The 23,004-nt window shown below is 72.9% G+C and carries 20 protein-coding genes; 13 read left to right on the top strand and 7 right to left on the bottom strand.

Going from position 1 to position 23,004, the window contains the following annotated elements:
* Positions 1–282: 282 nt before the first annotated feature.
* Positions 283–1,485 (top strand): GNAT family N-acetyltransferase, encoded by a 1,203-nt coding sequence (locus tag ACT17Q_RS16280; RefSeq protein ID WP_444663772.1) that lies wholly within the window; start codon positions 283–285, stop codon positions 1,483–1,485.
* On the opposite strand, the gene ACT17Q_RS16275 is transcribed toward ACT17Q_RS16280, so the two are convergent.
* Entirely contained in the window at positions 1,470–1,931 is a 462-nt protein-coding gene (locus ACT17Q_RS16275; protein WP_444663770.1) for a hypothetical protein, read from the bottom strand. The two genes, ACT17Q_RS16280 and ACT17Q_RS16275, sit on opposite strands and share 16 nt — an antisense overlap.
* Before the next feature lie 66 nt (positions 1,932–1,997).
* Between ACT17Q_RS16275 and ACT17Q_RS16270 the strand changes: the two genes are divergently transcribed.
* Positions 1,998–2,723 carry a glycosyltransferase family 2 protein gene (locus ACT17Q_RS16270; RefSeq protein ID WP_444663768.1) on the top strand — a complete coding sequence of 242 codons (726 nt, stop codon included), beginning with the start codon at positions 1,998–2,000 and terminating at the stop codon, positions 2,721–2,723.
* Positions 2,724–2,874: 151 nt separating this feature from the next.
* On the top strand, positions 2,875–3,717 hold the full coding sequence (locus ACT17Q_RS16265) for a VanW family protein (protein ID WP_444663766.1): 843 nt from the start codon (positions 2,875–2,877) through the stop codon (positions 3,715–3,717).
* Positions 3,718–3,806: 89 nt separating this feature from the next.
* On the opposite strand, the gene ACT17Q_RS16260 is transcribed toward ACT17Q_RS16265, so the two are convergent.
* Positions 3,807–5,258, bottom strand: coding sequence for a non-reducing end alpha-L-arabinofuranosidase family hydrolase (locus ACT17Q_RS16260; protein ID WP_444663764.1), 1,452 nt, complete (start codon positions 5,256–5,258; stop codon positions 3,807–3,809).
* A 338-nt stretch (positions 5,259–5,596) separates the two neighbouring features.
* Between ACT17Q_RS16260 and ACT17Q_RS16255 the strand changes: the two genes are divergently transcribed.
* Positions 5,597–6,487, top strand: coding sequence for an NAD-dependent epimerase/dehydratase family protein (locus ACT17Q_RS16255; RefSeq protein WP_444663762.1), 891 nt, complete (start codon positions 5,597–5,599; stop codon positions 6,485–6,487).
* A gap of 114 nt (positions 6,488–6,601) precedes the next feature.
* On the opposite strand, the gene ACT17Q_RS16250 is transcribed toward ACT17Q_RS16255, so the two are convergent.
* Positions 6,602–7,603, bottom strand: coding sequence for a phosphotransferase family protein (locus tag ACT17Q_RS16250; protein WP_444663760.1), 1,002 nt, complete (start codon positions 7,601–7,603; stop codon positions 6,602–6,604).
* 75 nt (positions 7,604–7,678) lie between these two features.
* A complete protein-coding gene (locus ACT17Q_RS16245) occupies positions 7,679–8,545 on the bottom strand; it encodes a GNAT family N-acetyltransferase (RefSeq protein ID WP_444663758.1) in 867 nt (288 codons plus the stop codon).
* A gap of 136 nt (positions 8,546–8,681) precedes the next feature.
* Between ACT17Q_RS16245 and ACT17Q_RS16240 the strand changes: the two genes are divergently transcribed.
* The 4 genes from ACT17Q_RS16240 to ACT17Q_RS16225 all read left to right on the top strand — a co-directional run bounded on the left by ACT17Q_RS16240 (position 8,682) and on the right by ACT17Q_RS16225 (position 11,174).
* Positions 8,682–8,945, top strand: coding sequence for a type II toxin-antitoxin system prevent-host-death family antitoxin (locus ACT17Q_RS16240; protein WP_268531861.1), 264 nt, complete (start codon positions 8,682–8,684; stop codon positions 8,943–8,945).
* Positions 8,946–9,080: 135 nt separating this feature from the next.
* Positions 9,081–9,785, top strand: a complete 705-nt coding sequence (locus ACT17Q_RS16235) for a DUF6318 family protein (RefSeq protein WP_444663756.1) — start codon at positions 9,081–9,083, stop codon at positions 9,783–9,785.
* Positions 9,786–9,889: 104 nt separating this feature from the next.
* Positions 9,890–10,567 (top strand): PKD domain-containing protein, encoded by a 678-nt coding sequence (locus ACT17Q_RS16230; RefSeq protein ID WP_444663754.1) that lies wholly within the window; start codon positions 9,890–9,892, stop codon positions 10,565–10,567.
* A 277-nt stretch (positions 10,568–10,844) separates the two neighbouring features.
* Complete coding sequence (locus tag ACT17Q_RS16225; protein WP_444665413.1) at positions 10,845–11,174, top strand: type I restriction endonuclease subunit R, EcoR124 family; 330 nt, start codon at positions 10,845–10,847, stop codon at positions 11,172–11,174.
* A gap of 71 nt (positions 11,175–11,245) precedes the next feature.
* On the opposite strand, the gene ACT17Q_RS16220 is transcribed toward ACT17Q_RS16225, so the two are convergent.
* Positions 11,246–11,740, bottom strand: coding sequence for a hypothetical protein (locus tag ACT17Q_RS16220; protein WP_444663753.1), 495 nt, complete (start codon positions 11,738–11,740; stop codon positions 11,246–11,248).
* Between the two features lie 193 nt (positions 11,741–11,933).
* Between ACT17Q_RS16220 and ACT17Q_RS16215 the strand changes: the two genes are divergently transcribed.
* The 5 genes from ACT17Q_RS16215 to ACT17Q_RS16195 all read left to right on the top strand — a co-directional run bounded on the left by ACT17Q_RS16215 (position 11,934) and on the right by ACT17Q_RS16195 (position 20,851).
* Entirely contained in the window at positions 11,934–17,102 is a 5,169-nt protein-coding gene (locus ACT17Q_RS16215) for an RCC1 domain-containing protein (RefSeq protein WP_444663751.1), read from the top strand.
* Positions 17,103–17,318: 216 nt separating this feature from the next.
* Positions 17,319–17,972: a DUF6318 family protein gene (locus tag ACT17Q_RS16210; protein WP_444663749.1), complete on the top strand. Its 654-nt coding sequence runs from the start codon at positions 17,319–17,321 to the stop codon at positions 17,970–17,972.
* Positions 17,973–18,031: 59 nt separating this feature from the next.
* Positions 18,032–18,802 (top strand): PKD domain-containing protein, encoded by a 771-nt coding sequence (locus ACT17Q_RS16205; RefSeq protein WP_444663747.1) that lies wholly within the window; start codon positions 18,032–18,034, stop codon positions 18,800–18,802.
* 84 nt (positions 18,803–18,886) lie between these two features.
* Entirely contained in the window at positions 18,887–19,672 is a 786-nt protein-coding gene (locus ACT17Q_RS16200) for a hypothetical protein (protein WP_444663745.1), read from the top strand.
* 363 nt (positions 19,673–20,035) lie between these two features.
* Entirely contained in the window at positions 20,036–20,851 is an 816-nt protein-coding gene (locus ACT17Q_RS16195; RefSeq protein WP_141321306.1) for a DUF4190 domain-containing protein, read from the top strand.
* Positions 20,852–20,878: 27 nt separating this feature from the next.
* Here ACT17Q_RS16195 and ACT17Q_RS16190 read toward each other — a convergent pair whose 3' ends face one another.
* Together ACT17Q_RS16190 and ACT17Q_RS16185 are read right to left on the bottom strand one after the other, a co-directional pair.
* Positions 20,879–21,880: an SMP-30/gluconolactonase/LRE family protein gene (locus tag ACT17Q_RS16190; protein WP_444663743.1), complete on the bottom strand. Its 1,002-nt coding sequence runs from the start codon at positions 21,878–21,880 to the stop codon at positions 20,879–20,881.
* A gap of 174 nt (positions 21,881–22,054) precedes the next feature.
* A complete protein-coding gene (locus ACT17Q_RS16185; protein ID WP_444663741.1) occupies positions 22,055–22,903 on the bottom strand; it encodes a LysR family transcriptional regulator in 849 nt (282 codons plus the stop codon).
* Positions 22,904–23,004: the final 101 nt, after the last annotated feature.

Genomic DNA, 23,004 nt, shown 5'->3' with positions numbered 1-23,004 from the left:
TCTCACCGTCGTTACCTCCGTGACGAGGGCAGGGTCGGGGGTGCGCACCTGACACCGTTGGCGACGGCCGTCGGGGCGACGTGTACTCAACCAGGCGTCACTCGATCGGGTGGCGGAGTTCCACATTCTGGTCGAAGAGCCCGAAGTGGGGCCAGGTGCACGGATCGCGGCGTCGACGTGCGCCGAGGAGTCCGCCACCGAGCGCCGGTCGTCCTCGAGGGTGGAGGCCACGTCCGCGAACCGGCTGGACCCGGCACGGTGGAGCGGGCGACGCTGGTGACCATGACGACTCTGCCCGGTGGCCTCGAGCTCCGCACGGCCCGACCGTCCGACCTCGAGCAGATCGGTGCGCTGCTCGTCGGACGCGGCGAGGAGCCGGACGCGCTGGACCACCGGCTCGTCGTGGAGAGCGAGCTCGGGTGGGACGCGTGCGCGGTCGTCGTGGACGGAGATCGCGTCGTCTCGACCGCGACCCTGCTCGACGAGGCGGTGCGGGTCGGTGACGTCGTGCTGCCCGCGGGTCAGGTCGAGCTGGTGGCGACCGACACGCAGTACGAGGGCCGGGGCCTGGTCCGTGCGCTGATGGGCTGGGCGCACGACCGTTCGCGTGAGCGCGGGCACCTGCTTCAGGTCATGATCGGGATCCCGTACTTCTACCGGCTGTTCGGCTACGAGTACGCGATCGACATCCCGCGCGCGCGGGCGCTGCGGGAGTCGCCACCGCCCTCCCGCGACGTGCCTGGCCGCTCGAGGCTCCGTGACGCGACGACGGCCGACCTCCCGGCCCTCGCCGCGCTGCAGGACGCGGCCCAGGCCCCGTACGACGTGGCGATGCCGCACCCGCGGGAGCGCTGGCGCTGGCTGCTCGCGCACGACGGCAGCACGACGCGCGTCCTCGAGCGCGACGGTGTCGTCGTCGCGTCGGCCCGGACGGGACCTCTCGACGAGGGGCTGCTGGTCGCGGAGGCGGCCGCGCAGGACGCTGCCGCGGCACATGACCTGCTCGACGCCCTGCGCGGGCTCGGCGAGCCGCTGACGGTCGTGCACCGGCCGCTCACGGTGCCGGGGCGCACCTGGGAGGAGCTTCTCGAGCCCGCCGGGACCGACGCGACGCAGTACTACGTGCGCCTGGAACGCCCGGAGCTGGTGCTTGACGCGCTGCGGCCGGTCCTCACGGCGCGCCTGCGCGCCGCGGGGCTCGGCCGGGACGTCGTGGTCTCGACGTTCGGCCGGCACTACCGGCTGCCGTGGACTGCGGACGCCGGGCTCGGACCCGTCGAGGTCGGCGGGCCGATGCAGGCGCCCGGTGTCGCGCAGGGCGCGGGTGTGGCCCCCGACCGCCTTCCCGCGCTGCTGTTCGGACAGCTCGGTATCCAGGGGCTGGAGCAGCTCCACCCCGACGTCTACGCGCCGGACGCCGAGTTCTTCGGCGCCCTGTTCCCCCCGCTCACCGCCGACCTGCTGACCTACTACCTCCCCTGGTGACCCGTCGCCGCCGGCTGAGCCTCGTGGCCGGGCAGCCCCGGGGTCCGTTCCCGCTCCTTGAGCTGGGCCTCGAAGACGTGCCGGCGCCCTCCCATCGTGGCGTCGCGGACGGCCCGCTCGGCGTCGGCGAACGCCTGGTAGTACCCGGAGTCGAACTCCTCGACCAGCTGGAACGTCCAGCGTCCGTCGATTACGTTGCGTCCGACGACCTCGGTCCGCAGCGCCTCGGCCAGGTCGGGACGGCCCGCGGCCTCGAGCTGGTCGAGGGCCTCGGCGAGCTCCTTGTCCGCGCGGCCGACGAGCCGGTGGAACGCGTAGAGCATCCCGCGCGCGTGCTCGATGACCTCGAAGGCCGCGGTGACGCCTCCGACCGCCTCGACCAGCTCGTCGGAGACACCCGCGGGGACGGTGTGGGCGTCGTCGGGCCCGTTCTGCGGTGACGTCATCGCGCCATCGTCACCCGGACCGGGCGTCACCGCGCGGGATGCGCGCGCTCACCTGAGGATGGCGGGATGACCAGCGTCTCGGTGGTGATCCCGGTGCGCGACGATGCCGAGGCGCTCGACGTGTGCCTCCGCCACCTCGCCCGGCAGACCGTGCGTCCGCTGGAGGTCGTCGTCGTGGACAACGGGTCGACGGACGGGTCGGCCCGGGTCGCCGCCCGGCACGGGGCGCGCGTGGTCGTCGAGCCGCGGCCCGGCATCCCGGCCGCGGCCGCCGCGGGGTACGACGCCGCACTCGGGGACGTCATCGCCCGCCTCGACGCCGACTCGCTGCCCGGGCCGCGGTGGGTCGAGCGGATCACGGCACGGATGGCCGGCGATCCGGGGCTCGACGCCCTGAGCGGCACGGGCCGGTTCGCCGACCTGCACCCCGTCCCGGGCGTCGTCGCGACCGCCGTCTACCTGGGCGCGTACTACGCGCTCGGGCACCTGGCGTTGGGGCACCCGCCGCTGTGGGGCTCGTCGATGGCCGTACGCCGCAGCGCGTGGCAGGAGGTGCGGCGCGCGGTGGCCAGGGACGACTCGGAGATCCACGACGACCTCGACCTGGCGTTCGCGCTCGGACCGCTGCGGCGGATCGTGTTCGACCGGCACCTGCGGGTGGGTGTCTCGGCGCGCTCGCTGCGCGGGGCGGCGCAGCTGCGACGGCGGTTCGGCCGCGCGCTGCGCACGCTCCGGCGCAACTGGCTCCGGCTCCCGCCGTGGCGGCGCTGGCGGCTGCGCCTGGCACGCTGACCGCCACAGGGCCGCGCACCGGGCGCGCATCACCGTTGGGTCGGACGGCCCTTGCCGCCGCCCCGCCGGAACGGGACGATCACGTCCGACGAGCGCGTCGGCGCGCCCGGGGGGCGCGGGGCCCGAGCCCCGCCAGGCAGGGGGAGCTGCGGTGGGCACGAGGCCGAGCGGCACGGCGCGGGTCACCGGTTCCGTGCGCGAGCGCGCCCGGGAGTCGCTGGGGCCGGCCGTCCGGCGGCTGCGCCGGGAGTGGCAGTGGCGGCAGGACGGCGTCCGGCCCCGGCTGGACCGCGTCTCCGCCGACGGCTTCGCGCACGAGGTGGCGGCGCACCGCACCCCGATCTTCCGCGAGCTGGCCGGGGTGGACCGTCGGCTGCAGGAGGGCAAGGCGGTCAACCTCACGATCGCTGCCGGGCGGCTGGACGGCAGCGCGCTGCGGCCTGGTCAGCGGATGTCGTTCTGGCGGCTCGTCGGCAGGCCGAGCCACCGGCGGGGGTTCCGGGACGGCATGGTCCTGCGGCAGGGCCTGGTCGAGGAGGGGGTCGGCGGCGGCATGTGCCAGATGACCAACCTCCTGTACTGGATGACGGTGCACACACCGCTGACCGTGGTCGAGCGCTGGCGGCACACGTACGACGTCTTCCCGGACAACGGGCGCACGCAGCCGTTCGGCAGCGGCGCCACGTGCTCGTGGCCGGTGCTGGACCTGCAGATCGAGAACCGCACGGCCGCGACGTTCCGGCTCTCGCTGACGGTCGAGCGGACGCACCTGGTCGGGGCGTGGACCAGCGACCGGGTGCCGCTGCACACCTACGAGGTGTACGAGGCCGCGCACGAGATGCGCAACGACCTGCCGGGCGTCTTCACGCGCCACAACGTGCTGCGGCGACGCGTGCTCGACGCGGAGGGGACCGAGGTGGCCGACGAGCTCCTCGCGGTCAACCAGGGCCGGCTCATGTACCAGCCGTTCCTGGAGGGCGGCGGCGCCGGTTAGGCGTCTCGTCGGCGCGCGGGGACGCTGACGCCGGGCCCGACGAGCAGGAGGGGTGGGCTCGATCGCGTCGAGCCCACCCCTCGTCGTCGTCACCGACGGAGCGTGAGCAGCCCCGGGCGGTACGGCAGGTTGTTGTAGTCGGCGTTCACGTTCGGGTCACGGCCCTGGTAGAGCAGCTGCAGGTTGCAGGGGTCGATCGTCTTGGTCTGGTCGGGGTTGGACCGGACCAGGTCGCCGTGGCTGATGTCGTTGGTCCACGTGGCGCCACTGTTGGCCTTGCCCGCGAACGGGTTGCTCTCCGACGCGGCCTGCGGCGTCCACGAGCCCGACAGGCTCGAGGACGTGAACGACCGGAAGTAGCGGCCCTGCGAGCCCATGGCCTCGACGATCATCAGGTACTGGTTCTGACCCGCGACCTTGTAGACCTCCACGCCTTCGAACAGGTTGGCCGTGGTGTCGCTCATGACCGTCGTGTAGCCCGAGCCGAAGCTGCCCGGGAAGTTCCCGATCGGCATGCTCGCGCGGTAGATCTTGCCGTTGTCGCCCGCGAAGAACAGGTACATGTTCTGCCCGTCACCGATGAGCGTCTGGTCGATCGGACCGGTCCCGGAGTTGGCGATGCTGCCCGTGAACAGCGGCTGCGGCGACGACCACGAGTTGACGTTCGTCGGGTCGCTCGAGGTCCGGTAGATGAACGGCCACTGACCCCACTGGTAGGCCAGGACCCAGATGTTCTTCGGTGCGAAGTAGAACAGCGTCGGGGCGACCGTGCCCGAGGGCAGGGCGTTCTGGCTCGCGGTGGCCATGTCCGACCAGTTGGTGAACGGGCTGAAGGCCATCGAGCCGTAGCTCCCGTTCTCCACCTTCGACGCGTAGACGATGTGCTTGCCGTTGTGGACGACGTTGGTGAAGTCCTTGAGCGACGTCCAGCCCGACCGCGGCTGGGCGAGGGGCCCGGTGGAGTCCCACCGGTAGGTCGACGGCAGCGAGCAGCCGCCCGGCGACGTGGGCGTGGGCGTCGGCGTGCTGGTGTCGCCGCCGACCCGGACCATCTGCCACTGCTGGTTGCTGCCGTTCCAGTCGGCGTACTGGACGACGTTGCCGCCGTCGGCGGTGGACGCGCCCTGCACCTCGACGGCCTTGCCGCTGTGCCGGGCGATCAGCTGGATGTAGCCGTCGACGTCCTGGATGCTGAACTGCTGGTTGGACGAGTTGTTGTCGGTCCACTGGATGATCGCGGCGCCGTCGGCGGTGGAGCGGCCGGTCACGTCGAGGACCTTGCCGGACAGGCGGGACTTGAGCCGGTAGTAGCCGCCGCCGGAGTCGACGAACTGCCACTGCTGGTTGGTGCCGTCGTTGCGGGACCACTGCGTGATGCGGGCACCGTCGGTGGTGGCCCGGGCGTACACGTCGAGGGCCTTGCCGCTGTTGCGGTTGACCAGCACGTACGACGCCGAGGTGTCGATGCTCGCCGCCGTCGCGGTGGGCGCTGCCGCGACCGCGACCGCGCCGGCCGCCGCGACGCCCAGTGCGAGGAGCATCGCGGACCACCGGCGCCGCAGGCTTCCTGCGCTTCTTCTCACCTGTTCATCTCCCTTGTCCGACCGGGAGCGAGCGCGCCGCGTCGACGAACCCACTCCCCTCAGAGCCGTCAGTCATCGCGTGCGGACGTGCTCCCACCGCCGGTGGGTGCCGTCCGGGTGGGAGGCGTGGCTGCACGACGTCCATGTCGTCCATGACTGTCTTCCACGTGTCCATGGCATCAGTCGTGTGATCGCTCACACGATCTCGGGCCCAACCTGGCACAGGTCGATGCGTCCCGATCCCGCCCGAATCGCTTCAACCCGTGGTCACCCCCGGCCCGTGGTGTGATGAGCGCATGAGTGTGGCGAGTGACGTCCCGGGCCGGCGCACGAGCCGCGTCGTCGTGACCGGTGGCAGCGGCAAGCTCGGCCGCGCGGTCGTCGAGCACCTGGCGACGCACGGGTACGACGTCGTCAACGTGGACACCGCGCCCCCGCCGCCGGGCCAGAAGGCGCTCTTCACCCGGGTCGACCTCACCGACCTGGGCCAGGTGACCGAGGCGTTCACGGGGATCGACGACCGGTACGACGGCGTCGACGCGGTGGTGCACCTCGCGGCCGTCCCCGCGCCGGGGCTGCGCCCGAGCGGTGCGACGTTCGCGAACAACGTCGTCGCCACCCACCACGTGTTCAGCGCCGCGCGCCGCGCCGGCATCACGAACGTCGTCTGGGCGTCCAGCGAGACGGTCCTCGGCCTGCCGTTCGAGACGCCGCCGCCGTACGTCCCGGTCGACGAGGAGTACGCCGTCCGCCCCGAGAGCACGTACTCGCTCGGCAAGGTGGTGGAGGAGGAGATGGCCCGGCACTTCACGCGCTGGGACCCGGAGCTCAAGCTCATCGGTCTGCGGTTCTCGAACGTCATGGAGGTCGCGGACTACGCCGCGTTCCCCGGCTTCGCGGACGACCCGCGCAGCCGGATGTGGAACCTGTGGGGGTACATCGACGCACGCGACGGGGCGCTCGCGGTCCGGCTCGCGCTCGAGAGCGACCTGCGCGGGTTCGAGGCGTTCATCATCGCCTCGCCCGACATCGTGCTGGACCGCCCGTCGGCGGAGCTCGTCGCCGAGTACTTCCCGGACGTCCCGGTGCAGCGCCCGATCGAGGGTCGCGAGACGCTCCTGTCCATCGACAAGGCACGCCGCCTGCTGGGCTACGACCCGCAGCACACCTGGCGCGACGAGGTCTGAGGCTCGCCGCACGCCCTCACCGAGCCTGGACGCCGTCGCCGGGCTGGAAGTCGACGATCAGCAGGTACGTGGTCATGGCGGTGATCCTTCCGGTCGGTGCCCACAAGGGCACGCTCACCCGGGGGACGGAGCCGACCTGCCGGTCTCGACGTCAGCGGACAGCCGGGTGGCCAGCCAGCCCAGCGCCGCCTCGCGGTACCACGCCTGGTGCACGCGCAGCCACGGCGAGGTCTCGACGGGCGGCCGTCCGGCGGCGTCGACGAAGTACCCGGCGAGCGCGACGAGGAAGGCGTCGACCGACGCGCGTGCGACGTCCCGGCTCAGCGGGTGCGTCGCCAGGACCTGCTCCGCGTCCAGCCCGTCGCCGTGCACACTGACGAGCAGGCCGACGAGGTCCACCCAGGGCGCGGCGAGCTGGAGCCAGTTCCAGTCGCACACCAGCACCCGCCCGTCCGCGGCGAGCAGCACGTTGTCGTCGCGCAGGTCGAAGTGCACGGCGGTGTCGCCGGCGGCAGCCTGCGCCCACCCGCTCTCGATCGCGGCGAGCTCCTCGACCCGGTGCCGCCAGGGTGCTGGCACCAGGGCGCGGTCGGCCTCGCCCGCGGCGCAGCGCCGCCAGAAGCTGAGCTCGGGGTCGAGGTCGGCAGTGGTGTCCAAGGGGAGCAGCGCCTCGGGCGCGGGGGTCAGCGCCTGCGCGGTGCGCGTGAGAGCCGCGAGCACCGCGGCGAGCTCGTCGGCCACCCACGGCCGTTGCGGCGTGACGCTCTCCACGTCCTCGAACGCGAGGACGACCCAGTCGTCGACGTCGCACGTCCACAGGAACCGGGGCGCCGGCACGGTGGGCGGCAGCAGGCGCGCGACGTGCGCCTCGTGCCGGTAGGCCGCGTGCGCGTGCTCACCGCGGGACGCCGACGCCGCCTTGACGAACACCCGCGTCCCGTCCGCCAGCTCGAGCCGGCTCGCGAAGCCCTCGGTGAACCCCGCGTCCTGCGTGTGCGCGCGCAGCACACGCGCCCCGGCCCGGGACTCGACGGCCGCGCGCACGCCGTCGGGCAGGTCCTGCCATGTCGGGCGCCGCGCGGTGGCGCGGTGGGGGAGGGAGGAGTGGTCGCGCATCCCGGGACGGTAGCGGGCGGGAGGCCGGCGGGTCGCCCGATTACCGCACGGGCCCGGTGCGGTCGTCGGCTCGCGTCAGGCCGGGCGGGAGCGGTCCAGGCGCACGGGCTCCGGCACGAACCCGGCCGACCGGTAGGCGGCGACGGCCGGTTCGTTGGCGGCGGGGGTGCAGACGAGGGCCGACGACGAGCCCGCCTCGCGCAGCGCCGCCGCCGCGGCCAGGCAGATGGCCCGGCCGTGGCCCCGACCGCGGTGCTCGGGGTGCACGCCCATCGGCTCGATCAGTCCCGGCCGCCCGCGCCCGGCCGACCACACGGTCACCCCCGCCACCGCGACCCCCGACGAGTCCCGGCCGAGCAGGCACCTCGCGCGGGCGAACGCCGGCCCGTCCGCCATGGCACGCCACCGCTCGTCGGTGAACCGGTCGTTCCCCCACACGGCACGGTGGACCGCCGTGAACTGCGCGCTGCGGCCGGCCTCGACCACCTCGACGCGCAGCCCGGCCGCGTCCACCGGCTCGGTCAGGTCCCGCCGCAGCGGCGTCCACGGCTCGCCCGCGCGCCAGCCGGCCTCGCCCAGGACCTCGAACACGCGGGTGGCGTTCGGTGCCTCGAACGCCACCGCACCGTCCGGCAGCACGCCCCGCCGGGGGTCGGACACGTCCTCGACGACGTGCCGCGCGACGTCGTCGTCCCGCCACAGCCCCGGCGCCACGGTCATCCGCAACGCGTCAGGCCCGTCGAGGAACCCGACGGCGACGAGCATCCCGTCCCGGGTCCACGTCCGCACCGCTGCGGCGACCGCGCTGGTCCCGTCCCGCCAGGACCACCCGAGGTCGCCGGGGTGGAGCTGCAGCGGTGCGCTCTCGTCCTGCCAGGTCCGGAGCGTCTCGACGACGAACGGGAGCTCATCCGGCGTGGGCGTGCACAGGGCGACGGGCATGCGCCGATCCCACACCGCGCCCGCCGGATCCGCACCGCATTTGGGAGTGGACGCCTGGAAGCCGCCGCGCGCTCAGCGGCTGACGAGGCGTGGCGCCCCCGCATCACGAGGTAGCACGTGGTGCAACCTTGAGGCCATGACGACCGTCGGGGTGCGCGAGCTGCAGCGGGATGCGTCCAGGCTGCTGCGTCGCGTCGAGAACGGCGAGCACCTCGTCGTGACGGTTCACAGGCGTCCGGTCGCCGAGCTGGTGCCGTACCTCGAGACCCGTCCCGCGTGGCGTCCCGTCACCGAGCTGGCGGCACTGTTCCCAGGAGTCCCCGACCAGGCGTGGGACGAGGACATGAAGCTGGTCGACGGTGCCGCTGCCGACCCGTCCGAGCACGGCGCCGACCGGTGAGGCTGTTCCTCGACACGAGCGTCCTCACCGACGGTCTGGTACCGACGGGTGGCGACGACGAGGCCGCGAGGTTGCGGATGCTGTCCAGCTCCGAGGTCGCGCTCGCCGCTCGGCCGGTCGACGACGCCGAGGTCTGTGGACGGACGCCGACAGGGGCTGACCGTTCTGTGTACGTTCATCCCCGTGCGATCGAGGGGGAGCCGGGCGGTCGGACTCGTGCTGGTCGGGGTGCTCGCGTCGGCGGGCTGCACCGCAGAGGGCACAGCGGCTGCGACGACGCCGAGACCGACGACGTCGTCGCACGCGACAGTCACCCCGACGCCTGACCCGTCACCGACGCCGACCCCGTCCTCGGCGCCGAGCGTCGCACCGACGTCAGGTCCCGACCAGGACGTCACCAAGCCCCCCGCGCGCCCCGACGCCCTGGACGGTCCGGCCACCGAGGACAACGCGATTGCGGTCGCGAAGTACTTCACGGCGTTGTTCACGTACGTTGTCTCGACGGGTGACTTCACCGAGTGGGATGCGCTGAGCGGTCCCGACTGCCGTTTCTGCGCGAGCGGCCGCGAGAAGGTCGAGGAGATCTTCGCCGCCGGCAACCACGGCACCGGGGGTGCTGTCGATCTCGGGTTCGGATCAGCCGCACCGGATGGGGACGGCAGGTTCGTCGTCGACGTCCAGTTCACCGAGTACCCGTCGCAGGTCGTCGATGCCCAAGGGGCGGTGGTCGAGGACTACCCCGACACCCTCCAGCAGACGGCGACGATGGCCATCTCGCACGACGGCCGTGGCTGGATCGTGGAAGGCGTCCAGATCGACGACTTCGGGTCAGAGGAATGAGGCTCAGGCTGCGGCTCGCGGTTCTTCTTCTGTCGTCGATGGCCGTTCTTCTCCTCGCGGCACCAGCTGATGCCGGGGTCCGAGGCGATCTCGATGAGGACCGTGTGAACCTCTCCAGCGCCTTCAAGCGGTACCTGCACTATCGGTCGTGGAAGGCTCACAAGGACCCCTTGGTGGACTACGCGTACGCGCGGTTGTGCAACGTGGACTCTCAGCACCTGGAGTCGGACATCGACGGCGAGTGCGCGCCGCCGAACGGCACGGTGGTCATCCCCGGGTGCGGGGACGACGACCCGGTGATGCCGTTGTGGCGCCGCACGCGAGTGGCGGTGGGCGCACCCTGGTCGCAGTGGGAGATGCGGATCGGGTGGGTGTGCCCGGACGACCTGTTGCCGCAGGTCACGCAGAGCGACTTCCGCCAGCTGGCGATCGAGCCCACGGTGACGCACCGGCAGCCCGGCGAGGGTGGGACGGTGCTGGTGAACAAGGGGATCATCGCGTGGGCCGACCCTGAGGAGCGCACGTTCCGTACGAGTCTGTTCGGCTTCGGCATCGACGTGGTGACGTGGCCGGTGGAGTACACGTGGGACTTCGGTGACGGGCAGACCCTGACGACGACGTCGCCCGGCGGCCCGTACCCGAACCGGGACGTGGAGCATGTGTACGAGGACGTGGGGACCTTCACGGTCACGTTGACCACGGTGTGGGAGGGCAGGTACGCAGGTACCGGGTCGACGAGGATCCGGACCACGAGTGGCGGACCATCGACGGCACGGCCCTGACGACGACGACCCTGGACCCGTTCGAGGTGACCGAGCTCCGCAGCCACCTGGTGGGGTGACCCGCGCCGCTACGCGGCACCCGGGGCGAGGTCCGCGGTCGTCGGGACGCGCGAGAGAGAGACGTGCTGCGGCAGCGCTTCACCCGACGACGCCCGCTGCCGACCGTGAGCATGACCCCCCGAGCGCGGGGTCTGGCCCACGCGCCCGAGGAGCACCCGTGTCCACGGACAAGGAGATCAGGGCGACCATCGAGCGCGCCGTCGACTAGAGCCCTTCCCTGCGTAACAAGAAGGACCTCATCGAGGAGTTCGTCGACCGCCTGTCGATCGACGAGGACGTCGCCGAGGAGTGGCGCGCCTACGTCGCCGCCAAGAGGGAGGAGGAGCTCCAGCGGATCATCACCGACGAGAACCTCCGGCCCGACGAGACCCGCGCGTTCGTCGACAGCGCGTTCCGCGACGGGCAGGTGCGCACCACCGGCACGGCGGTCACGAGGATCCTCCCGCCGGTCTCCCGCTTCGCGAAGGGCGCGAACCACGGCGCGAAGAAGCAGGCCGTGATCGACAGGCTCACCGCCTTCTTCGATCGCTTCTTCGACCTCGCGTGAGCGTGACCCGGCTGCGGACCGGTCGCCGCCGGGACGTACCTGCTGGGCTTCCGCAGGCGCTCGGCGACGCGTCACCCGCGTGCGGCGCCCAGGTACCAGCCGGAGTCGTCGGTCTGGACCGCCGGCCCGTGGAACGTGATGCCCGGATCCCCGTCGTCGTCGACGACCTCGAGGTCGATTCCGCCCGGCGGCCCGGGCGACACCGTCACCGTGAACGTGAACCGCGAGCCCGGGCCGGGCAGGGACTGCGGGCTCACGACGACGTGCGCGGCCGACCCCGCGGCTCGCACGGCACCCCCGGGCACGGTCATGCACAGCGTCACCGTCGCGGAGTCGCCGAAGTCGTGGTGCTCGTCGGTGTAGTCGAACCCCGCACCCAGACCACCGTCGCCACCGCCCGTGTCGGGCGAGTGGTTGCAGTCGTCCGCGGAGGTCGCAGCCGCCGTCGTCGCGTCCGGCGTCGAGGCACCCGGTGTCGCGGTGCCCGGGCCGTCGGGCTCCTGGCAGCCGACGAGCGCGACGAGAGCGCACGCCACGACGACGAGCGGGCGGCCCGGACGTGACATGGGGTCACCCTCGCAGAGCATCGCCGCGGCGTCGATGCAGGTCATCCGTCTGGCGGTGCCGGGAGAGTCCAGATCCACGGCATTCGAGTGATACCTGGAGAGACCGGCCATGGCGTCCCGTTCCGCGTCCTACGTTGCGTTCCGCCCAGTGCCGGAGCTCGGAGGACCACCCCCCATGCACCTGTCCCGCCGTATGTCCCGAACGTTCGTCGTCGCGACGATCGCCCTCGCGCTGGTCGCGACGGGAAACCAGGCCGCCACCGCTGTCGAGCCCGACGTGCGCGGAGCGAGCGTCACCGACGGCGCGAAGGCCGACCCCTCCGCCGCGGTCGAGAGCCTCTCGGGCACCGGGCAGGAGCCCGCGCAGGACGCGGCGCCGGCCCGGGACGACGACGAGGCCGTCGACATCTCCGCGGACTACCGCGACGGCGACGCGGTGTTCACCCTCACCGGCCCGGCGGACACGAGCTTCGACGTGTCGTTCCTGGGCCAGGGCGACGTGGACCCGGCGCTCGCGGGGACGACGGTCGTCACGGACGCGAGCGGCGTCGCGGAGGTGACCGTGCCGCTCGTCGTCGGGGACGAGAAGGCGGGCGCGGTCTCGCTGACGACGATGCGCGAGGTCGACGGCGCGCTCGCGTCGCGCTCGTCGTCGCTGTGGCTCCAGCCGACCGAGGACGGCTCGGTCGTCACCGGTGAGAACTCGATGGCGGCACTGGGCAACGCGATCGCCGCCGACAACGACACTCCGCAGGCGCGTGAGACGGCGCTGGAGCAGGTGTTCGTAGCGCCGGCCGACTCGGTCACGCAGTCCGTCTCGCAGTCGGCAGCGGCGGCCGGCTCGGCGGTCGTGCGCGGCTACGCGCGCTGGACCGACTGGAACGGCGCGACGCACCCCGCGCGGCACATCGAGGTCCAGATCCTCGAGAACGGTTGGCTGCTCGACACGGTCACGACCGACGACCAGGGCTACTACGAGTACAGCCGCAGCGTCGGCATGAGCGACGTGCTGCAGGTGACGTTCGTCGCGTCGAGCGAGGCGGGCGGCGTCATCTCCCAGCCGCTGCCGTTCGTGACGATGCCGCACCAGCAGTCCGTGCTCGTGCCCGGCGGCGTGCCCGCCGGGACGACGAAGACGGTGAGTATCACCGTCGGACGCAACGGGGCCGACGAGACGGCGTTCGCCGTCCACGACGCGCTGTGGAGCGCGTACCTGTTCGGCGAGATGTCCGGCGGGGACGTGCCCCGCGTCACGGTCAGGTACCCGTACGGGGACGACAACGGTGCGTACCAGAACAGCTCGGGCCTGCACATCGGCGAGTGGGAGTGGAGCGCCTGGGACGTCATCGCGCACGAGTACGGGCACTGGTTCGACGCGCACCACGGGCTGACGGACCGACCCGGCGGGACGCACTGCTTCACCGACAACCTCGCCACCGACGTCTGCGGGCCCGACCCGGGACGCGGCAAGGACGAGGGCGGCAAGCTCGCGTGGTCCGAGGGATACGGCGACTACTTCTCGATCGCGTCCGGACAGCTTGCGCCGCACCCCACCATCCCGGGCGTGGGTGACGGCCGGTACGACGACCTCGTGCGGACGTCCACCGGCGGCATCCCCCGCGACGCGAACGGCAACGACCCCAGCTTCAGCGTCGAGATGGACGGCGGTCACCGGTCGGGCGGCGAGGACAACGAGGTCGCGGTCGCCGCGATCCTGTTCAACCTCACGCAGTCGGGGCGGTCGGGCTTCTCCTACCAGGACGGCACGGCGATCGGCGCGCTGCGCATGACGCGCCTGCTGGAGGCGGCGGACGCCGACCGGCTGAGCGACTTCCTGCGCCACGTGAACCCCGCCACGGGGAGCCCGCGCCTGACGTCGAGCCAGGTCAACGACCTCGGCTGCCTGCTGGCGTCGGCGGACGTCGCACCGGGCGCCGGCAGGCTGCAGGCGAGGTCGTACGAGGTGACGGTCCCCGCCGCGGACGTGTCGACACCGCCGACGATCTCCTGGTCGCGCGGGAACAAGGGCAACTTCGAGAACGACCGGTTCACGGTCGAGGTCTCCGAAGGGCCGTCCGTCGAGCCGTTCTTCGTCTCGGGCACGGTGACCGGGACGTCGTGGACGCCGACCGGCAGGCAGTGGACGGGCATCGTCGTCGGTCACGGCAGCGTCGTGTACGTCCGGGTGGTCGGCACGCAGACCGACAGCCCGACCACGGGCCCGTTCTGGGGCTGCGCCACGCCGGTCACGTTCGACTCGAGCGCGCTCGTCACGTCGGGCAGCTGTGCGGCGACCGTGCTCCCGCCGAACGACGACGGCTCGACCGGCGCGGTGGACCTGCCGTTCCCGGTGAACTTCTTCGGGACGACCTACACGTACCTGTACGTCAACAACAACGGGAACGTCACGTTCGAGAACTCGATGGGCACGTTCACGCCGTTCCACATCACGGCGAGCACGCCACCGATCATCGCGCCGTTCTTCGCGGACATCGACACGCGCGGCTCGGGCTCCGCGCCGGTGACGTACAGCTACGGGACGACGACGTTCAACGGGCGCCAGGCGTTCTGCGTGAACTGGATCAACGTCGGCTACTACTACTCGCACTTCGACAAGCTGGTCTCCGCGCAGCTCCTGCTGGTCGACCGCGCGGACCGCGCCGCCGGCGACTTCGACATCGTCTTCAACTACGGCTCGGTCCAGTGGGAGACCGGTGACGCGTCGGGCGGGACGAACGGGTTCGGCGGCACGCCCGCCGCGGCCGGCTACTCGGCCGGCACGGGTGACGCCAACGCGTTCTTCCAGCTGCCGGGCTCGCTCGAGAGCGGCGCCCTCGTCGACGGCGGTCCGCACGCGCTCTCGTCGCACTCCAACGTGGGCCTGGCGACGCCGGGGCGGTACGTGTACCCGGTCACCAACGGCACCGCGGGCAACTCGTCGACCGGTGTCGTCGGCGAGGTGACGAGCCTCGGCCGGACCGTGGCCGGCGCCCCGGTGCAGGTGTGCCCGCAGGGCGGCGGCCGCTGCGTCTTCCAGACCCGGACGGGCAGCGACGGGTCGTTCGCGGCCGTCGGCATCCCGGCGGGGCGGTACACGGTGACGGCGTTCTCGCCGTCGGGCGTGAGCGGCCGTTCCCGCTCGGTCGAGGTCACCGTCACCGCGAACGCGCAGGTCGACGTGAGCATCGACCTCGCGGCGATCAACGGCCTCCCGGTGGGGGTGACGGTCTCGCCGACCGTGGGCAGCGGTGACATCCCGATGCTCAACTGGCACTCCGAGACGACCGTGCGCTTCCCCGGGTGCCCGGACGGCACGGCGACGTTCGCGGTCGTGTCCGACGACGGTGCGCGCCTGGCCTCGGGCTCGGCCGTGGGTGTCGGCACCGGGTGGTTCGCCGTGACGATCCCGCCGCTGTACCCGCACGTCGGCGCCGCGCAGGTCCGGATCGACGTGCAGTGCCCGTCCGGCGCGAGCCGCGAGATCGTGTTCGACGTCTACATCGACCCGTCGGGCCACGTGGTCGACCAGGCGGGGCGGCCGGTCGAGGGTGCGACCGTCACGCTCGAGCGCAGCGACGAGCCCGAGGGCCCATTCGTCGTCGTGCCGGACGGCAGCGACCTGATGTCGCCCGCGAACCGCGTCAACCCGATGACGACGGGGGCGGACGGGTACTACGGGTGGGACGTCGTAGCCGGGTACTACCGGCTCACGGTGCACAAGGACGGGTGCACCGCACCCGACGGCGAGCTCGTCGCGACGAGCGACGTGCTGGAGATCCCGCCGCCGGTCACCGACCTCGACCTGGTGCTGCACTGCGGCACCGTGGACGTGACGCCTCCGGTGGTCACGGTCGAGGACCAGGAGCTCGAGGGCAACGCGCGCGGCGGCTGGTCCGGTGACCTGCCGGGCGTGAGCGTCGCCGACGACACGGACGAGCCGGCCGCGATGACCCTCGTCTCGGACGCGCCCGCGGTGCTGCCCCTGGGCACGACGACGGTCACGTGGACGGCGACGGACACGGCGGGCAACACGGCGACCGCGGTCCAGCACGTGACGGTCGTCGACACGACGGCGCCTGTCCTGACCTGCGCCGCCGACGTCGACGCTCGGTACGTCGCGGTACCGGCGCTCGGCACGCCCACGGCGGTCGACGTCGTGGACGCCGACGTGGTGGTCACGTCGGACGCACCGGACGCCTTCGCCCTCGGCACGACGACCGTGACGTGGACGGCGACCGACGCGTCCGGCAACGCCGCGACCTGTGCCCAGCTGGTGACCCTGGAGCTTCCGGTGACCGCGACCCTCGCGTCGGGCGACTCGCACTCGGTCGCGCTGCTCGCGGACGGCACGGTCCGCGCGTGGGGCGCGGGCGGCAACGGCCAGCTCGGCACCGGGGGCACCACGGCGTCGTCGGCCCCGGTCGCCGTCCCCGGCCTGACGGACGTGCGGGCCGTCGCTGCCGGCGGGCACTTCACCCTCGCGCTGCGGGGCGACGGCACCGTGTGGGCGTGGGGCGAGAACGGCGAGGGCCAGCTCGGCGACGGGACGACGACCCGGCGGACGAAGCCGGTGCGCGTGACCGGCCTGCCGCCGGTCGCCGCGATCGGCGCCGGGCGCTACCACGGCCTCGCGGTCGGGATCGACGGCTCGGTGTGGGCATGGGGCGGCAACACGTTCGGCCAGGTCGGGCGGACCGTGTCCGCACGCGTCACCACCCCGACGCGCGTCGCGGGGACCGGGACCGTCACCGCCGTGGCGGGCGGGATGTACCACTCGGTCGCGCTGCGGGCCGACGGCTCCGTGGTGACCTGGGGCGCGGGCTACGCGGGTCAGCTCGGCGACGGGAAGGCCGTCGACCACCGCACTGCCGCGCAGGTCGTACCGGGTCTGGCGGGCGTCGTGTCCGTCGGCGCGGGCGGCGTGCACACCCTGGCGGTCACCGCGTCCGGCGACCTGCTCACCTGGGGCGACAACTACGCGGGCCAGCTCGGGGACGGCTCGACCACCCAGCGGTTCGCCCCCGTGAAGGTGACCGGGCTCGGTGGGGTCCTGTCCGCCGACGGCGGTTCGGACTTCTCGACGGTCGTCCTGCGCGACGGGACGGTCTGGTCGTTCGGCGCCAACAGCCGCGGCCAGCTCGGCGACGCCACGACGACGGACCGCAAGCGCCCCGTCCGGGTCGCCGGCGTGACCGGCGCGGGCGCGGTGAGCGCGGGCGGCGCCCACGCGGTGACGCAGGTCGACGGGTCGCTGCGCTCGTGGGGTGCGAACGACTCCGGCCAGGTGGGCGACGGCTCCTGGACCTCCCGGGTCGCGTCGGTGCGGGTCTCCGGGATCACGTCGGCGGCGCCGCTGGGCTGAGCTCGATACGGGCGGCGGCGGGCTACCGGCTCGTCGCCGCCCGCACGAGCGCGGCGACTGCGCGGGACCGACCGTGCGGAGGCCACGCGATGACACCTCGAGACCATGCCTCCTCGCCGGGGAACCGCTGCGCTCGCACCGGGGTATCGGACGGGCGCCCACGACCGTGTGGACAAACCACGTCGAACCGTGGTCGATCTGTGTACTTTCGGCCCCATGCGATCGACAGGGAGCTGGGCATGCGGCCTCGTGCTGGTCGGGGCTCTCGCGCTCGCGGGCTGCACCGCCGAAGGGGCGGCCAAGACCGCGACCACGTCGTCGGGGTCGTCGACGCCCGCACCGTCGGCCACGTCCAGCCCGTCGCCGACACCCACGCCCGCTCCGACGCCGAGCGGAGCGCCGACGTCGGGACCCGACCAGGACGTCACGAAGCCTCCGACGCGCCCCGCGGCCCTCGACGGTGCCGCCAGCGAGGACAGCGCGATCGCTGTCGCGAAGTATTTCGCAGCACTCGTGACCTACGTGACCAGCACCGGCGAGTTCGGCGAGTGGGACGCGTTGAGCGGCGATGAGTGCAAGTTCTGCGCCAGCGTCCGAGAGAAGGCGGCCGCGATACACGAAGCGGGCGGCCGCAGCATCGGAGGAGCGGTCGACATCGGGTTCGGTTCGGCTTTCGACAACGGTGATGGAACGTTCGTCGCGAGCGTCGAGCTGACGGAGTACCCGTCTCAGGTCGTCTCCGCCGACGGGGCGGTTCTTGAAGACGTCCCGGAGACGGCGACCTACCGGGCCACGATGGTGCTTGCCCAAGGCGCCGCCGGCTGGGTCGTGGAGGGTGTGCAGGTCGACGAGATCGACCTCGCGCCATGACGTCTCGAAGGGCAGTGGCTGCCGGGTTCGCCTGCGTTGCGCTACTCGTTGCGACGAGTGTGCCCGCGGCTGCGGTCTGGGGGAGCGTCGGCGACGACGAGGCCGTCGTCGGGGACATCTTCAAGCGGTACCGGCAGTACCGCTCGTGGAAGTCCCACAAGAACCCGTTGGTGGATTATGCGTACGCGCGGTTGTGCAACGTCGACTCGCAGTACCTGGAGTCGGACATCGACGGGGAGTGCTCGCCGCCGAACGGCACGGTCGTCATCCCGGGGTGCGACGAGGACGAGCCGGTGATGCCGTTGTGGCGGCGAACGCGGGAGACGATCAGCTCGCCATGGTCGACCTGGGAGATGCGGATCGGGTGGGCGTGCCCGGACGACCTGCTGCCACCGTTCGAGCAGGCAGAGCTGCGTCGGCTGAAGATCGAGCCGACCGCGACGCACCGTCAGCCCGGGGTCGGGGGGACGGTGCTGGTGAACAAGGGGATCATCGGGTGGGTCGAGCCCGACGAGCGCACGTTCCGCACGAGCCTGTTCGACTACGGGATCGACGTGGTGACCTGGCCGGTCGAGTACACGTGGGACTTCGGTGACGGGCAGTCGCTGACGACGACGTCCCCGGGCGGCCCGTACCCGAACAAGGACGTCGAGCACGTCTACGAGCAGACGGGCACGTTCGCGGTCACTCTTACCACGGTGTGGAAGGGCAAGTACCGGGTCGACGAGGACGAGGACCACGAGTGGCGCGCCATCGACGGCACGGCGCTCACGACGACGACGCCGGCGCCGTTCGAGGTCACCGAGCTGCGGGGCCACCTCGTCGGCTGAGCCGTTCTCAGCGTCGACCTGGGAGATGAGCGGGACGGGACGAACCGGCACGGATCGACCGCGCACCGGGCTACCCTGACGCGCGTGTCTGCCGCCCCTCGTCGTGCCGTCCTCGTGCTCGTCCTCGCGCTCGCGGCCGGCGCGGGGCTGAGCGGCTGCTCGAGCGACAGGTCCCGGGGCCGCGACGCCGCGCGGTCGGCGGTCGAGACGCTCCTCGCCGGGTCGCGGACGGAGGGTGACGAGATCGCCGACATCGCCGAGAGCGTCGAGGAGAGGGCACGCGCAGCCGGCATCGTGATGATCGGCGTCGAGCACCGGGAGTCGGACGGCGGGTACGGCTCGCCGATCGGCTCGATCACGCTGGGGCTCACCGTCGCGGAGGTCGTGGAGGACCCGAGCTGGTGGGGCGACGACGAGACGCGGGACCCGGGCCCGTACTGCTTCGAGGTGACGTTCCACCGCCGCGGGGTGCTCAAGACCAAGGGCGTCGGTTGCCCCGACGGTGGGCTGGTGGCGGTTCCCGCCCCGCCGTCGCGCCTGCCGCGCATCGCGCCCAACGCGCACGAGGCGGTGTGGTCCGTGCTCGAGTCGATGCCGGACCGGGTGCCGTCGCAGGACCAGGTGGTCGCGGACGTGACCGCGCGGCTCGAACCGCACGCCAACGGTGTCACGCCGCTCGCGGAGGTGACGGTGGCGATCGACGACGGCGTCGTCGCGGTGGCGACGGGTGACGGTGACGACTGCGTGCTCGTCAAGCGGGGCCCGGACGGCGTGGTCCGGGACGTGTACGTGCCGCCGGTCTACCTGAAGCGGGGCGAGCTGGGCTGCTACGCGGAAACCGCGTTCGCTGACCTGCGACCGCCGCACTGACCGACGAGGTCCGCACACCGGGCGCGGACGGATGCGCGCCAACCGCTCGGCGTCGCGGACGAGGTCGACGACGGAGCAGCGCCTCGGGCGCGGGGGTCAGCGCGTGCGCGGTGCGCGTGAGAGCCGCGAGCACCGCGGCCAGCTCGTCGGCCACCCACGGCCGCTGCGGCGGGGTGACCGAGCTCCGCAGCCACCTGGTGGGGTGACCCGCGCCGCCACGCGGCACCGGGGCGAGGTCCGCGGTCGACGTGACGCGCGAGAGAGTGACGTGCCGCGGCAACGCTTCACCCGACGATGCCCGCTGCCGACCGTAAGCATGACCCCGCGAGCGCGGGGTCTGGCCCACGCGCCCGAGGAGCACCCGTGTCCACCGACCAGCCGACCCCGACGACACCGGCCGGTCCGGGCTATCCGTCCGTCCCCGCGGGGTACCCGCCTGCGGCTCCGGGGTACCCGCCTGCGGCGGCCGGCTACCCGCCGGCACCGGGCTACCCGCCTGCCGCCCCGGGCTACCCGCCAGCTCCCGGCTACCCGGCTGCGCCCGCGGGCTACCCGCAGGGCCCGCTGCCGCCCGGGTACGGAGCAGCGATGGAGCAGGGTCCGCGCAAGTACGACCGGCTCGCGATCGCGGCCTTCGTGCTCAGCATCATCGGCGGGACGCTGCTCGCCCTGATCCTCGGGATCGCGGCGCTGACGCGCACGCGCGACGGCCGGACCAAGGGCCGCGGCCTGGCGATCGCGTCGCTGGCGATCTCGCTGGCGTGGGTGCTCGGCGCGCTCGTCGTGGTGTCGATGCAGAACGCGAAGGAACCGACGTCGGCGTACATGGTGGGCGACTGCGTGCAGGTGAGCTCCGGCGCGGCGGCGAACCTCGACGGCAGCGACGCGCCGACCCTGCCGCGTGTGGAGTGCACGGTGCCGCACAACGGTGAGGTGTACGCGACGAAGCAGATCCCGGCGGGGTCCTACCCGGGCGTGGACGAGGTCGAGCAGGATGCGGAGTCGTTCTGCCTCCAGCGGTTCGAGCGGTTCGTGGGGGTGGGGTACGACGACTCGCAGCTGCAGGTCTTCTACGTCTACCCGCAGAAGGGTGGCTGGTACGCGGGCGACCGCGACGTGGCGTGCGTGGTGCTGGACGGGGTCGACGTCACGGGGACGCTGCAGAACGCCGGCCGGTAGTCGCCGCGGGGCCGAGCGGGCCCGGGCTCAGGGCGCGGGGATCCGGGTGACGGTGAACGGCTCGGGGGTCCCGCCCGCGGAGCGGGTCGCGAACTGGCTGTTCACGACGAGCAGGCTGTGCCCGGCGCGCGCGGCGGTCGTCGGGTCGTCGAACGACGCGTCGAGGGTGCGGGACACGACGGTGCCGGAGCCGAGGTCCCGGTCGAGGCGCACGGTCGCGATGCCGGGTGCGCCGGTGGTCCACTCGACGGCGTACAGCCGGCGTCCGTCGAGCAGCAGGCCGTCGCCGGCGACGGCGTCGTCGCCGAGGTCGACGCTCTCGACGCTCCCGTCGGTCAGCCCGACCCGGAACAGCTCGGACGTGGGCGTCTTGGCGACGATCGCGTACCGGCCGTCGCGTGAGACGACGATGCCGTTGGCGTTGATCTCCTGGTCGTAGGTGAAAGCGGTGCCCTCGAACGAGACGACGGGCGTCAGCGGCTCGGTGCCGGTGGTGCGGCGCTCGCGCCCGTCGATCCGGTAGAGCACGGGCCGCATCGAGTCCGTGACGTAGACGTCGCCGTGCGGGCCGACGGCGAGGTCGTTGACGAACGTGGGCGACCCGTCCTGCTCGACCTCCCAGGACCCGGTCAGGTCACCGGTCCGCAGGTCGTACGCCCACACACGGCCGGTGAACCCGCCGGCGACGAGCAGGGTGGTGCGGTCGACCTTGAGGCCGACGGCCATGGTCCGGCCGTCCTCGCCGCCGGGCAGGAAAGGTGTGGCGGTCGGCCCGTCGAGGTCGCCGCGGTAGATCGTGCCGTCGGTGGTGCTGCTGACGTAGAAGTCGTCGCCGTGCGTGGCGATGCCCTCGGGGTACACGTCGTCGGCCGCGGGTCCGGCGGGGTCCAGCAGGTACGTCGTCGGGCGGTGCACGCCACCGGGGTGGCCCGGTCCGTGCGGCCCGGGCCCGTGCGCGGACGCCGGGGCGGCGGCGAGCATCGTGAGCACGACGGCGGTGGCGAGGGAGGTCGTCAGGCTGGATCGCATCGGTGCACCCCTGCGGCGGGGTCGGGCGTCTCACCGGGCGTGGGCCCCCCGCCGTCGCCCCCGGGAGTGCGCGGTCGATTCGGACGAACCGGCGCGACGTTCACTGTAGGGACGGGTCGCGGCCCGGTCCAGACCCGTCCGGCGTCCAGCGACCAGCCCGAGTCGTCGGCCGGGCTAGAGGCTCGTCGCCGTCCGGACGAGCCCGGCGACTGCCTGGGACCGGCTGTGCGGGGGCCACGCGATGACCGTCGTGACCCGGGGGGCGTCGAGGACGGGGACGGCGACGACGCCCTCGGTCACGATGACCCGGCCGGACTCGGGCACGATCGCGCACGCGCGCCCGAGGCCGATGAGCTGGAGCAGCTGGGCCTGGTCGTGCGCCTGCGGCCCGGGACCGGCGAGGTAGGTGCCGTCGGGCTCGGGCCAGCGTGGCAGGGGGAGGCCGGGCAGGTCGGTGACGTCGGCGACGACGACGTGCGGCCGTGCGGCGAGCGGGTGCCCGGCGGGCAGCAGCGCGACCTGCCCCTCGGTGTGCAGCTCCTCGGTGTCGAAGCCGGCGACGTCGTCGAACGGCAGGTGCAGGAGCGCGACGTCGGCGCGGCCGTCTCGCAGCACGCGGGACTGCTCGCCGATGCCGCTGAGCAGCACCTCGACGGGGACGGAGTCGGGCTCCGCGGCGTACGCGTCGAGCAGCTTGGCGAGCAGCTCGGTGGACGCGCCGGCCTTGGTGGCGAGCACCACGGCGGCCTGTCCGGGAGTCGCGCGGGCGGCGCGCCGGGTGCGCCGCTCGGCCGCCTCGACCGCGTCGAGCACGGCACGTGCCTCGCGCAGGAGCGTCTCGCCGGCCTGCGTGATCGCGACCGCGCGGCTGGTCCGCTCGAACAGCTCGACTCCGAGGCGTCGCTCGAGCCGGCTGATCGCGCGGGACAGCGGGGGTTGGGCGATGCCGAGCCGCGTGGCCGCTCGGCCGAAGTGCAGCTCCTCGGCGACGGCGACGAAGTACCGCAGCTCCCGCGTCTCCATCCTCCGAGCCTAACCACGCCGCGCCCGATCGATACCTGCCGGGTATCGGTCGCACCGAGTCGGTATTGGACCCCCCGCCCGGCGGGCCCGCAGGATCGAGG

This window comes from Cellulomonas sp. CW35 (assembly GCF_052378485.1).
Classification (GTDB): domain Bacteria; phylum Actinomycetota; class Actinomycetes; order Actinomycetales; family Cellulomonadaceae; genus Cellulomonas; species Cellulomonas uda.
Note: the sequence above shows the minus strand (reverse complement) of the source record. Positions and strands in the feature narration are given on the sequence as shown.